The organism is Aeromonas sp. 62-46 (assembly GCF_001898585.1).
GTDB lineage: Bacteria > Pseudomonadota > Gammaproteobacteria > Enterobacterales > Aeromonadaceae > Aeromonas > Aeromonas caviae.
The window spans coordinates 51,468-63,945 of record NZ_MKUI01000014.1; the positions used below are offsets into that span (position 1 = coordinate 51,468).

Annotated in this window: 12 protein-coding genes; all 12 read left to right on the top strand. The window is 60.0% G+C overall.

Annotated elements, in window-relative coordinates:
* Positions 1-294 precede the first annotated feature (294 nt).
* Positions 295-2,505, top strand: a complete 2,211-nt coding sequence (relA, locus tag BGO64_RS04235) for a GTP diphosphokinase (protein WP_010675631.1) — start codon at positions 295-297, stop codon at positions 2,503-2,505.
* A gap of 171 nt (positions 2,506-2,676) precedes the next feature.
* A complete protein-coding gene (mazG, locus tag BGO64_RS04240) occupies positions 2,677-3,474 on the top strand; it encodes a nucleoside triphosphate pyrophosphohydrolase (protein WP_286700236.1) in 798 nt (265 codons plus the stop codon).
* A gap of 141 nt (positions 3,475-3,615) precedes the next feature.
* The gene (gene pyrG, locus BGO64_RS04245) at positions 3,616-5,253 is read left to right on the top strand and encodes a glutamine hydrolyzing CTP synthase (protein WP_039041042.1); all 1,638 of its coding nucleotides are present in this window, start codon (positions 3,616-3,618) and stop codon (positions 5,251-5,253) included.
* A gap of 89 nt (positions 5,254-5,342) precedes the next feature.
* Positions 5,343-6,644, top strand: a complete 1,302-nt coding sequence (gene eno / locus BGO64_RS04250) for a phosphopyruvate hydratase (protein ID WP_043154803.1) — start codon at positions 5,343-5,345, stop codon at positions 6,642-6,644.
* A 177-nt stretch (positions 6,645-6,821) separates the two neighbouring features.
* Complete coding sequence (gene ftsB, locus BGO64_RS04255) at positions 6,822-7,139, top strand: cell division protein FtsB (RefSeq protein WP_010675628.1); 318 nt, start codon at positions 6,822-6,824, stop codon at positions 7,137-7,139.
* Complete coding sequence (gene ispD, locus BGO64_RS04260) at positions 7,132-7,863, top strand: 2-C-methyl-D-erythritol 4-phosphate cytidylyltransferase (protein WP_286700237.1); 732 nt, start codon at positions 7,132-7,134, stop codon at positions 7,861-7,863. Before ftsB ends, ispD begins: the two co-directional genes overlap by 8 nt.
* 58 nt (positions 7,864-7,921) lie before the next feature.
* Positions 7,922-8,398: a 2-C-methyl-D-erythritol 2,4-cyclodiphosphate synthase gene (ispF, locus tag BGO64_RS04265; RefSeq protein WP_010675626.1), complete on the top strand. Its 477-nt coding sequence runs from the start codon at positions 7,922-7,924 to the stop codon at positions 8,396-8,398.
* A complete protein-coding gene (gene truD, locus BGO64_RS04270; protein ID WP_286700238.1) occupies positions 8,398-9,456 on the top strand; it encodes a tRNA pseudouridine(13) synthase TruD in 1,059 nt (352 codons plus the stop codon). The genes ispF and truD overlap by 1 nt, the downstream gene beginning before the upstream one ends.
* Positions 9,437-10,198 carry a 5'/3'-nucleotidase SurE gene (gene surE / locus BGO64_RS04275; protein ID WP_286700239.1) on the top strand — a complete coding sequence of 254 codons (762 nt, stop codon included), beginning with the start codon at positions 9,437-9,439 and terminating at the stop codon, positions 10,196-10,198. Before truD ends, surE begins: the two co-directional genes overlap by 20 nt.
* A 4-nt stretch (positions 10,199-10,202) precedes the next feature.
* On the top strand, positions 10,203-10,820 hold the full coding sequence (locus BGO64_RS04280) for a protein-L-isoaspartate(D-aspartate) O-methyltransferase (protein WP_010675623.1): 618 nt from the start codon (positions 10,203-10,205) through the stop codon (positions 10,818-10,820).
* A complete protein-coding gene (locus tag BGO64_RS04285; RefSeq protein ID WP_010675622.1) occupies positions 10,817-11,398 on the top strand; it encodes a YqaA family protein in 582 nt (193 codons plus the stop codon). Before BGO64_RS04280 ends, BGO64_RS04285 begins: the two co-directional genes overlap by 4 nt.
* Positions 11,399-11,407: 9 nt before the next feature.
* The gene (locus BGO64_RS04290) at positions 11,408-12,478 is read left to right on the top strand and encodes a LysM peptidoglycan-binding domain-containing protein (protein WP_010675621.1); all 1,071 of its coding nucleotides are present in this window, start codon (positions 11,408-11,410) and stop codon (positions 12,476-12,478) included.

The following is a 12,478-nucleotide window of genomic DNA, read 5'->3' on the forward strand; positions in this document are numbered from 1 at the left end:
GATGTGCATGATGCTGCCAGAGTGAGGTAAAACAGGTGTTTCTCGCTGCCTTCAACGGGCAGGGCAGCATGCGGTTATCTTGGTTTTCCAGCGGCGGCAGCGCTGTTTGAGCGGGAGTGATTAGGGTAATCTAGGTCGTCGATAGTGGATCGGATGCGGGGAAGAGCCCTGTCACCTTGCGCGGTGACATGCCTTGAAAACTCTTTCATGCATCCCCATTTGAGGCAGTCATCAGTTGATGAGGGGATGAGGAGAGCATCGGCTTTCGACCCCACACTTTTAAGGATTGATACCATGGTTGCGGTGCGCGATATTCATTTGAAAGACAATTTCACTCTGGATGAGTGGGTCAGTTCCCTTACCCTGAGTGAAAGTGACAAGAATCAGCTGCGAACCGTCTACCAGTATTGCCTGACCCTGGGTGACGAAGCGCTCACCAACCGCCTGCTGGTGCGCGGGGTCGAGATGGTGGGCATCCTGCTGATGCTCAGCATGGATCTCGCCACCCTCAAGGCCGCCATTCTCTATCCCTTCGTCGAAGCGGGTCTCATCAGCCAGGAAAAGGTGAACGAGGACTTCGGCCCCAAGATCGCCAAGCTGGTGGAAGGGGTGCTGGAGATGGAGGCCATCCGCTCCCTGCAAACCCTTCACCGCAGCGAAACCTCGCCGGAGCAGGTGGACAACGTGCGCCGCATGCTGCTCGCCATGGTCGAGGACGTGCGCGCCGTGGTCATCAAGCTGGCGGAGCGCATCGCCTGCCTGCGTGAGGCGAAGAAGGCGGATGAGGAGACCCGGGTGCTGATGGCCCAGGAGATCACCAACATCTATGCCCCCCTTGCGAACCGCCTCGGTATCGGTCAGCTCAAGTGGGAGCTCGAGGATCTCGCCTTCCGCTACCTGCACCCGGACACCTACAAGCAGATCGCCAAGCAACTGGACGAAAAACGGCTCGACCGCGAGCGCTACATCCGTGAATTCGTGCAGTCTCTGCGCGATGCCCTGGCCGAGGCCGGCGTCGAGGCTGAGGTCTATGGCCGACCGAAACACATCTACAGCATCTGGCGCAAGATGCAGAAGAAGCACCTCGAATTCAACGAGCTGTTCGATGTGCGCGCGGTGCGGGTGATCACCAAGCGGCTGCAGGATTGCTACGCGGCGCTCGGTATCGTTCACACCCATTTCCACCATATTCCCCGCGAATTTGACGACTATGTCGCCAACCCCAAGCCCAATGGCTACCAGTCCATCCACACCGTGGTGGTGGGGGAGGAGGGCAAGACAGTGGAGATCCAGATCCGTACCGAGCAGATGCATCAGGATGCGGAGCTTGGTGTGGCTGCGCACTGGCGCTACAAGGAAGGGGCACAGGCCGCTGCCAAGACCAGCACCTTCGAAGACAAGATCGAATGGCTGCGCAAACTCCTCGCCTGGCAGGAGGACCTCTCGGAGAGCGGCTCCTTGCTGGACGATCTGCGCAGTCAGGTGTTCGAGGACAGGGTTTATGTCTTCACTCCCAAGGGCGATGTCATCGACCTGCCGGCAGGGGCGACGCCGCTCGACTTCGCCTATCACGTGCACAGCATGATCGGTCACCGCTGCATCGGCACCAAGATCGACGGCCGCATCGTGCCCTTCACCTATACGCTGCAAACCGGTGATCAGGTGGAGGTGATCACCCAGAAGGAGCCGAACCCGAGCCGCGACTGGATGAACCCGAACGCCGGCTTCCTGCGCTCCAGCCGGGCGCGGGCCAAGGTGGCCACCTGGTTCAGAAAGCTGGACCGGGACAAGAACATTGCCGCCGGCAAGGAGCTGCTGGAGAAAGAGCTGGACAGACACAACCTCACTCTCTCCAAGGTGGACAAGGTGGTGCTGGAGCGTTTCCATGCGGAGGAGCTGGAAGATTTGCTGGCCGGTATCGGCAGCGGCGACATCCGCATCAACCAGCTGCTCAACTACCTCGACACCCGCTACAACAAGCCGACGGCGGAAGAAGAAGATCGCCGTCTGCTGGAGAAGCTGGAGCAGAAGGCCAATGTGCCCTTCCGCCCCAAACCCAAGGATCACATCGTGGTGGAAGGGGTGGGCAACCTGATGACTCACATCGCCCGCTGCTGCCAGCCCATCCCGGGGGACGCCATCCAGGGCTTCATCACCATGGGACGGGGGGTTTCCATCCACCGGGAAGATTGCGAGCAGCTCAAGGAGCTGTCGCGTCGCAACCCGGAGCGCTTGATCGATGCGGTCTGGGGGGAGAACTACTCCGGCGGTTACGGTCTCACCATCCGCATTCTCTCCAACGACAGATCCGGTCTGCTGCGCGACATCACCACCGTGCTCGCCAACGAGAAGATCAACGTGATGGGGGTGCGTTCGCGCTCCAACGTGCGCGAGCAGACCGCCGAAATAGACATGGAGCTGGAGATTTACAACATCAACGCCTTCAACCGGGCATTGGCCAAGCTCAGTCAGCTCAACGACGTGATCAGCGCCAAGCGGCTGTAATGCTCAACAGACCGGCCCCAGTGGCCGGTCTGCATTTTCTCCCTCCTTGTAGAGCATTGAAGACGGATATCATGCACCCCATCTCCGTCCGCCATGGCTCCACATCATGTGGAACAGTGGCGTGATCGGATCCTCATGAACCCCATTTACCGAATCGAAAGTGAGTTGCCCATGTCCCAATGCTACGACCTTCCCCAACTGCTCGACATCATGGCCAGATTGCGTGACCCGAACGGGGGCTGCCCCTGGGATCTCAAGCAGAGCTTCCAGACCATAGTGCCGCACACCCTGGAGGAGGCCTACGAGGTGGCGGATGCCATCGAGAGCGAAGATTGGCAAGGGCTGAAGGGGGAACTCGGTGATCTGCTGTTCCAGGTGGTGTTCTATGCCCAGCTCGGCAAGGAGCAGGGATTGTTCGACTTTGCCGACATCGTCGATACCGTGAGCGAGAAGCTCATTCGCCGCCACCCCCATGTCTTCTCCGATGCCGACCTGGGTGACGAGAAGGCGGTCAAAGCGAACTGGGAGGCGGAAAAGGCGAAAGAGCGTGCGGCGCTCGACAAGGAGAGCGTGCTGGACGATATCCCCCTCTCCCTGCCTGCCCTGACCCGGGCAGCCAAGATCCAGAAGCGCTGCGCCACCGTCGGTTTCGACTGGAAAACGCTGGGGCCCGTGGTGGACAAGATCCACGAGGAGATTGAGGAGGTGATGGAAGAGGCGCTGATGGTCGACGTGGACGAGACTCGGGTGAGCGACGAGCTCGGCGATCTCTTGTTTGCCACCGTCAATCTGGTGCGTCATCTGGGCAAGGATCCCGAGCAGGTGCTGAGGGCTGCCAACACCAAGTTTGAGCGTCGTTTTCGTCAGGTTGAACACTTTATTGCCGCAGAAGGTCTGAAAATGACGGATTGCTCCCTGGAGAAGCTGGACGAGGCCTGGAACAAGGCCAAGGAAACCGAGCAAAGTTGATTTGGCGCAAGACGGGGCGGCGGGGAGCCTGATAGATTTTTGTTCATTGTTTGGGAGTGGGGGTTTTGGTATACTGTTTCCCCGTCCTGCTTCATCCCCGAAGCACCCCTTAAAATTCCCTAAACTTCTTTCAGGTTCAGCATGACGACCAAATATATTTTTGTGACTGGTGGCGTTGTTTCATCCCTCGGCAAAGGCATTGCCGCAGCTTCTCTGGCAGCCATTCTGGAAGCCCGTGGTCTGGATGTGACCATCATGAAACTGGACCCGTACATCAACGTGGATCCGGGCACCATGAGCCCGACCCAGCATGGTGAAGTGTTCGTAACCGAGGACGGGGCCGAAACCGATCTGGATTTGGGCCACTACGAGCGTTTCATCCGCACCAAGATGACCCGCCGCAACAACTTCACCACCGGTCGCATCTATGCAGACGTGCTGCGCAAGGAGCGTCGTGGTGACTATCTGGGCGCCACCATCCAGGTGATCCCGCACATCACCAACGCCATCAAGGAGCGGGTGATTGCCGGTGCCGAAGGCCATCAGGTTGCCATCGTCGAAGTGGGCGGTACCGTGGGCGACATCGAGTCCCTGCCGTTCCTTGAAGCCATTCGTCAGCTGGCGGCCATTGTGGGTCGCAACAATGCCATGTTCATGCACCTGACCCTGGTTCCTTACCTGGCCGCCGCCGGCGAGGTGAAGACCAAGCCGACCCAGCACTCCGTGAAGGAGCTGCTCTCCATCGGTATCCAGCCGGATGTGCTGATCTGCCGCTCCGACCGCGCCATTCCGGCCAACGAGCGTGCCAAGATCGCCCTGTTCTGCAACGTGCCCGAGCGCGCCGTCATCTCCATGAAGGATGTCGACTCCATCTACAAGATCCCGGCGCTGCTGAAATCCCAGGGGCTGGACGGCTACATCACCGAGCGCTTCGGCATCGAGTGCAAAGAAGCCGACCTGGCCGAGTGGGAACAGGTCATCTATGAAGAGGCCAACCCGACTGCCGAAGTCACCATCGGCATGGTGGGCAAGTATGTCTCCCTGCCGGACGCCTACAAGTCCGTCAACGAAGCGCTCAAGCACGGTGGCCTGAAGACCCGTCTCTCCGTCAACATCAAGTACATCGACTCCCAGGACATCGAGACCCGTGGCGCCGAGCTGCTGGAAGGTCTGGATGCGATCCTGGTACCGGGTGGCTTCGGCGAACGCGGCGTGGAAGGCAAGATTCTGGCCGCCAAATATGCCCGCGAGAACAAGATCCCGTACCTCGGTATCTGCCTGGGCATGCAGGTTGCCTTGATCGAATACGCCCGCAACGTGGCGGGCATGGAAGGGGCTCACTCCTCCGAGTTCAAGAAAGACAGCCCGTACCCCGTGGTTGGTCTCATCACCGAGTGGGTGGATGACGAAGGCAACGTCGAGACCCGGACCGAGAAGTCCGATCTGGGCGGCACCATGCGTCTGGGCTCCCAGCTCTGCCACCTGGTGGAAGATTCCAAGGTCCGTCAGATGTACGGCAGCCCGACCATTTACGAGCGCCACCGTCACCGTTATGAAGTGAACAACAAGCTGCTGCCGCAGATTGAAGCGGCAGGTCTGAAGGTGACCGGTCTCTCCGCCGACAAGAAGCTGGTGGAAATCATCGAGATCCCGGATCACCCCTGGTTCGTGGCCGCGCAGTTCCACCCGGAGTTCACCTCGACTCCCCGTGATGGCCACGCCCTGTTCGCCGGTTTTGTGAAGGCGGCGGGCGAGTATCAGAAGCGTAATTTGAAGTAATTGAAAATAAATGCGGTTGGGGCTCTGTGCCACAGCCGCTTTTTTTGGCATATTTTTGTTGTTTTTTTACGAAACCTGAGGAAATACACATGTCCAAGATCGTTAAAGTGATCGGTCGTGAAATCATCGACTCCCGTGGTAACCCGACCGTTGAGGCCGAAGTTCACCTGGAAGGTGGTTTTGTTGGTATGGCAGCCGCTCCGTCTGGCGCGTCCACCGGTTCCCGCGAAGCGCTGGAACTGCGTGACGGCGACAAGAGCCGTTTCCTGGGTAAAGGCGTGCTGAAAGCCATCGAAGCCGTCAACGGCCCGATCGCTCAGGCTCTGCTGGGTAAAGATGCCAAGGACCAGGCCACTGTCGACCAGATCATGATCGACCTCGACGGTACCGAGAACAAATCCAAGTTCGGCGCCAACGCCATCCTGGCTGTTTCCCTGGCCAACGCCAAAGCTGCCGCTGCTGCCAAAGGCATGCCGCTGTACGCCCACATCGCCGAGCTGAATGGCACCCCGGGTGTCTACTCCATGCCGCTGCCCATGATGAACATCATCAACGGTGGTGAGCACGCCGACAACAACGTCGACATCCAGGAGTTCATGATCCAGCCGGTTGGCGCCAAGACCCTGAAAGAAGCCGTTCGCATGGGCGCAGAAGTGTTCCACAACCTGGCCAAAGTGCTGAAGTCCAAGGGCTACAACACTGCAGTCGGTGACGAAGGTGGTTTCGCTCCGAACCTGAAATCCAACGCCGAAGCGTTGGAAGTGATCGCTGAAGCCGTTGCCGCTGCCGGTTACAAACTGGGCACCGACATCACCCTGGCCATGGACTGCGCTGCGTCCGAGTTCTACGACGCAGAGAAGAAAGAGTACAACCTGAAGGGCGAAGGTCGTATCTTCACCTCCAACGGTTTCTCCGACTTCCTGGCTGACCTGACCACCAAGTTCCCGATCGTCTCCATCGAAGATGGCCTGGACGAATCCGACTGGGAAGGCTTCGCCTACCAGACCGCCGAACTGGGCAAGAAAATCCAGATCGTGGGTGACGACCTGTTCGTAACCAACACCAAGATCCTGAAGCGCGGTATCGACAATGGCATCGCCAACTCCATCCTGATCAAGTTCAACCAGATCGGTTCCCTGACCGAAACTCTGGCTGCCATCAAGATGGCCAAAGACGCTGGCTACACTGCCGTCATCTCCCACCGCTCCGGTGAGACCGAAGACGCGACCATCGCCGACCTGGCTGTGGGTACCGCTGCTGGCCAGATCAAGACCGGCTCCATGAGCCGTTCTGACCGTGTTGCCAAGTACAACCAGCTGATCCGTATCGAAGAAGCCCTGGGTGCCAAGGCTCCGTTCCGTGGTCTGAAAGAAGTGAAGAACCAGGCTTAATTTTCGCCTGCGTTCATGCTTCACAAAGCCCCGCCATCTGGCGGGGCTTTTTCGTTCTGCGCTTATGGGCGTGTGCGACCTGCATTTTTTATTCCGACCAACCCATCCGGCACACAGGCTTTCTTTTGTCTTGCCTGCGAATATGGGAAACTAGGCCGCTTGAAGGAGACTCAGTGCATGCGGCTACTCACTCTTATCCTGCTCCTCCTGTTGGGAGGGCTGCAATATGACCTCTGGCTGGGGAAAAACGGCCTCTCCGACTATCGGGAACTCTCCACCGCCATCGAGCGGCAGCAACAGGACAACCTGGTACTCAAGGATCGCAACAGTCTGATTTACCGGGAAATCGACGATCTTACCTCTGGCCTTGAGGCCATCGAGGAGTTGTCGCGCAACGATCTTGGCTACATCAAGCAGGGCGAGACCTTCTACCGAATCATTCCCAAAGAAAAGGATCAGGTGACGGAGCCTGATGGTGCCCCCTACGATGACTGATAGCCTGAGCGGCCTGACCGCCATCGTCCCGGCTGCCGGTATTGGCAGTCGCATGGGGGCCAGTTGCCCCAAGCAGTACCTGTCCCTGGCAGGGAAATGCATTCTGGAGCACACCCTGGAGCGTCTGCTCTCCCATCCCGCCATCGCCCGTGTGATCGTGGCGCTGGCGCCCCACGACAGCTGGTTTGAGACCTTGACCGTGGCCACTGACCCGCGGGTGCTGCGAGTGGAAGGGGGAAGCGAGCGCGCCTTCTCCGTGCTCAATGCATTGCACGTGGCAGAAGGGGAGTGGGCACTGGTGCATGACGCCGCCCGGCCCTGTCTGACCCACGAGGATCTCGATGCGCTCATTGCTGCGGCCATTGCCTCTGGCGGTGCCATCCTCGGCAGCCGGGTGCGCGATACCATGAAGCGCACCGATGCGGCCGGCAATATCCTCGCCACCGTGGATCGCGAGCAGCTCTGGCATGCCCTGACGCCCCAGATGTTTTTGGTCCGCCCCCTCAAGCGGGCGCTGGAGGAGGGGCTGGCGCTCGGCGCCGCCATCACCGATGAAGCCTCCGCCATGGAGCGCGCCGGTTTCCCCGTGCGCATGGTGGAAGGGCGGGCCGACAACATCAAGGTGACCCGGCCGGAAGATCTCTCCCTGGCCGGGCTCTATTTACAGCAACAACGTGCGTGCCGGTCGGCACGACCCGATTCATCCCCAGAGGAGCAGGCATGATCCGCACCGGACATGGTTTTGATGAGACAGATTTCCGTGTATTGAGGAGGGCGCAGGCATGATGCGGATCGGACATGGTTTTGATGTTCACAAGTTTGGCGGGGTTGGTCCCTGCATGCTGGGCGGGGTGGCAGTGCCCTATGAACAGGGCCTGCTGGCCCACTCCGATGGTGACGTGGTGCTGCATGCGGTGAGCGATGCCCTGCTGGGGGCCATCGGCGCCGGCGACATCGGCCGCCACTTCCCCGATACCGCCGCCGAATTCAAGGGCATCGACAGCCGCATCCTGCTGCGGGATGTCTTTGCCCGCGTGCAGCTCGCAGGTTATGCCATCGGCAACCTGGATGTGACTATCATCGCCCAGGCCCCCAAGATGGCCCCCCATATCGACGCCATGTGCGCCGTGCTGGCCGCGGATCTGCAATGTGATTTGAACCGGGTGAACGTCAAGGCGACCACCACCGAACAACTCGGATTCACGGGGCGCAAGGAAGGGATCGCCACCGAAGCCGTCGTCTTGCTGGTGAAACAATGATGCTTGAACAACTTGCCTATCTGCACGGGACGCCCACTGCTCGCGGCATCCTCAAGGCCGAGGCCGCCGACTTCGTGGTCAATGAAGATCTCGGGTTTGAACCTTGCGGTGAGGGGGAACACATCTTCGTCCGGGTACGCAAAACCGGCGAGAATACCGCCTGGGTGGCTGGCCTGCTGGCCGATGCGGCCGGGGTTGCCCGCAATGCGGTGACCTGGGCTGGTCTGAAAGATCGCCATGCGGTGACCGAACAGTGGTTCGGCATCCATCTGCCGGGCAAGGGCGAGCCGGATCTCTCGGTCATCGAGAACGACAGCATCCGGATCCTTGAGGTGAAGCGCCACAACAAGAAGCTGCGGGTCGGCTATCTCAAGGGCAACCACTTCACCCTGCGTCTCACCGGGCTGGAGCAGGCCGACGGGCTGGAATCCCGTCTGCAGGCGATAGCAACCCAGGGGGTGCCCAACTACTACGGCGAGCAGCGTTTCGGCCGAGGTGGCAACAACCTGGAGGCCGCCAAGGCGATGTTCGCCGGCAAACGGATCAAGGATCGCAACAAGCGATCCCTCTATCTGTCCGCCGCCCGCAGCATGCTGTTCAATGCCATCGTCAGCGCCCGCATCGAGCAGGGACTGGCCCATCAGCTGCTGGCAGGCGACTGCGTGATGCTCAAGGGCAGCCACTCCATCTTCAGCGAAGAGAGCGTGACTCCCGAGCTGGAGGCTCGCCTTGCCTCCGGAGACGTGCAGCTGACCGCCCCCCAGTGGGGCCGTGGCCGTCTGGCGAGCCAGGGCGCTGCTGCCGAGTTCGAGCAAGAAGTGCTGGCTCCTTATGGTGACTGGTGCGAAGGACTGGAGAAAGCCGGGCTGGATCAGGACAGGCGCCCGCTGCTGCTCAAGCCGGAGCAGATGAGCTGGCAACGGGAGGACGAGGTGCTGACCCTGTCGTTCTTCCTGCCTGCCGGTGCCTTTGCCACCAGCGTGGTACGAGAGTTAATGCTGGCCGAAGAGGCCGATCACGGTTTCAGGAACTCAACCGATGCGAATTCTGGTCAGTAATGACGATGGGGTACACGCCGAGGGCATTCGCGCCCTCAGCGAGGCGTTGCGTGCCTGTGGCGAGGTCGTGGTGGTGGCACCGGATCGCAACCGCAGCGGTGCCAGCCACTCCCTGACGCTGGAAGTACCGCTGCGGGTCACCCGCCTCGATGCGTCCAGTTTTCACGGCATCAAGAGTTATGCGGTCAAGGGGACGCCGACCGACTGCGTTCATCTGGCGGTTAACGAACTGCTGCGCCCTGAGCCCGACATGGTGGTGGCCGGTATCAATCACGGGGCCAACCTGGGGGATGACGTCATCTACTCGGGGACGGTGGCGGCCGCGACGGAAGGGCGTCATCTTGGTTTCCCCTCCATCGCCGTATCGCTGGTGGGCAAGACTCATTTCGCCAGTGCAGCCCACTACGCCGCCCAGCTGGTGCGGGGGCTGATGGTGCATCCGTTGCCTGCGGATCAGATCCTCAACGTGAATGTGCCGGACCTGCCGCTCGAGCAGATCAAGGGGATCAGGGTGACCCGCCTTGGCAATCGCCACCGGGCGGAGTCGGTGATCCGCACCGAGGATCCCCGTGGTCAGCCGCTCTACTGGATTGGTCCCCCCGGCAACCAGCAGGATGCGGGAGAGGGAACGGACTTTGCCGCCATCGAGCAGGGTTATGTCTCCATCACTCCCCTGACCATCGATATGACTGCCTACGGCAGTCTGTCGACCCTGGGCGCGTGGCTGGATCTGCAGGGATGACGTTGTGATAGTACAGCGCCTGTTGAATCAACTGATTGCCCAGGATGTCCGCGATTTCCGCGTATTGGCGGCGATTGCGAAGGTGCCGCGCCAGCTGTTTGTGGACGAGGCCATGGCCCACAAGGCCTGGGACAATACGGCCCTGCCCATCGGCCATGGGCAGACCATCTCCCAGCCTTACATCGTGGCGCGCATGACCGAGCTGCTGATCCAGAACGATCCGGCCCATGTGCTGGAGATCGGGACGGGATCGGGCTACCAGACGGCGGTACTGGCCCACCTGGTGGAGCATGTCTACACCATGGAGCGGATCAAGTCGCTGCAGTTTCAGGCCAGGCGCAGATTGCGCCAGCTCGATCTGCACAATGTGTCGGCCAAGCACGGCAATGGGTGGCTAGGTTGGCCCAACAAGGGCCCTTTCGACGCCATTCTGGTGACGGCGGCGGCCAGTGAGGTCCCCAAGGCCCTGACCGATCAGCTGGCTGACGGTGGTCGTCTGGTGTTGCCGGTGGGTGATGGCCAGCAGACCCTGCAGCTCATCGAGCGATCGGGCTCCCAGCTCACCAGCCGGATTCTGGAGCCGGTACGTTTCGTTCCCCTGATTGACGGAGATGTCGAGTGAAGTTGTTTTCCCGCCTTTATGTTCTGGTGATGCAGTGGGCACGCCACAAGTATGCCCCCTGGTATCTGGCCATCACCGCCTTTATTGAATCCATCTTCTGGCCCATTCCGGTGGATGTGATGCTGGCGCCCATGGCGCTCGGCAAACCTCATCGTGCCTGGCACTATGCCGCGCTGGCTACCCTCTTTTCGGTGTTGGGCGCCCTGTTTGGTTATCTGCTCGGCTATGCCCTGTGGGAGCCTGTGGTGCAGCCGCTGGTGACCTCGGTTGGCTATGAGGACAAGATTGCCCTGGCCGAGCAGTGGTTCGCGCAGTGGGGCATCTGGGTTATTTTTATTGCCAGCTTCACGCCGATCCCCTACAAGGTGTTTACCGTCACGGCTGGCTTGCTCCACATGGCACTGTTGCCTTTCATCCTGACCTCGCTGATCGGTCGTGGCATGCGCTTCTTCCTGGTTGCCGGTCTGATGCGCTGGGGCGGCGAGAAGATGGAGCGCAAGCTGATGCACTATGTGGATGTGCTGGGCTGGCTCTGTATTGGTTTGGCCGTTGCGGCCTATTTCTGGTTTAGTCGTTAAGGATCCACTATGTGTTCGCGTGTTTGGCAAGGTAGCGGTGTCGTCGTGTTGTCATGGCTGCTGCTTGCCTGTTCCTCCAGCAAGACTGCGGCTCCGGTGCACAGCCTGGGCAATGATCAGGTCGCTTCGACCATCCCCGTGCGTCAAGGTATGACCAAGCCCGGCATTGCAGGCAACGGGTACACCGTGGTCAAAGGAGACACTCTCTACTCCATTGCATTTCGTTCTGGCATGGATGTGGCTTCGCTTATCAGCATCAATGGCATCACTCCCCCCTATAACATTTATCCCGGCCAGCAGCTCAGGCTCGATGGCGCTTCCGCCCCCATGGCGGTGGCAACCGTCGGCAGCCCTGTCAGTCGTGGCAGCGTGACGGGGTCTGGCAGTTACGAGGTGCGCCGTGGCGATACCTTGAGCAGCATCGGTCGCCAGTTCGGTCTATCCAACCAGGCCTTGGCCCAGCGCAACAACCTCCAGGCTCCTTATGCATTGCACGTGGGCCAGGTGCTCAATGTGGGGGGCGCGGGTTCCTCGGGTGGTCAGATGGTGGCAGCAACCACACCGGTGGTGACCAGCACGGGGCCCAAACCCCTGGCCACGGCTCCGGCAGGTACGACCACACCATTTATTGCTCAGAAAACGATTGCTCCTGCCTCGTCAACAGCATACGCTCAGGCGAAAGAACAAAAAACCGTCAGTTCCTCGTCAACACTCTCCTGGCATTGGCCGACCAAAGGGCGGATCGTTGAAGGCTTCTCCGTTGCGGAACAAGGCAACAAGGGCATCGACATTTCCGGCCAGAAGGGCCAACCCATTTACGCTGCGAGCAGCGGCAAAGTGGTCTATGCGGGCAGTGCACTGCGAGGTTATGGCAAGCTGATAATTCTCAAGCACAACGATGACTACCTCTCCGCCTACGCTCACAACGATGAGTTGAGGGTCAAGGAGGGAGACACCGTGAAGGGCGGAGCGGTTATCGCCAATATGGGTAGCACGGATGCGCCGGATGTGCGCTTGCACTTTGAAATCCGGTACAAAGGCAAGTCGATCAACCCGATGGGCTATTTGCCAAAGCGTTAA

Bases quoted from the DNA above. Each gene is read 5' to 3' on its own strand.
- relA (WP_010675631.1), top strand. From the start codon at position 295: ATGGTTGCGGTGCGCGATATTCATTTGAAAGACAATTTCACTCTGGAT.
- mazG (WP_286700236.1), top strand. From the start codon at position 2,677: ATGTCCCAATGCTACGACCTTCCCCAACTGCTCGACATCATGGCCAGA.
- pyrG (WP_039041042.1), top strand. From the start codon at position 3,616: ATGACGACCAAATATATTTTTGTGACTGGTGGCGTTGTTTCATCCCTC.
- eno (WP_043154803.1), top strand. From the start codon at position 5,343: ATGTCCAAGATCGTTAAAGTGATCGGTCGTGAAATCATCGACTCCCGT.
- ftsB (WP_010675628.1), top strand. From the start codon at position 6,822: ATGCGGCTACTCACTCTTATCCTGCTCCTCCTGTTGGGAGGGCTGCAA.
- ispD (WP_286700237.1), top strand. From the start codon at position 7,132: ATGACTGATAGCCTGAGCGGCCTGACCGCCATCGTCCCGGCTGCCGGT.
- ispF (WP_010675626.1), top strand. From the start codon at position 7,922: ATGATGCGGATCGGACATGGTTTTGATGTTCACAAGTTTGGCGGGGTT.
- truD (WP_286700238.1), top strand. From the start codon at position 8,398: ATGCTTGAACAACTTGCCTATCTGCACGGGACGCCCACTGCTCGCGGC.
- surE (WP_286700239.1), top strand. From the start codon at position 9,437: ATGCGAATTCTGGTCAGTAATGACGATGGGGTACACGCCGAGGGCATT.
- BGO64_RS04290 (WP_010675621.1), top strand. From the start codon at position 11,408: ATGTGTTCGCGTGTTTGGCAAGGTAGCGGTGTCGTCGTGTTGTCATGG.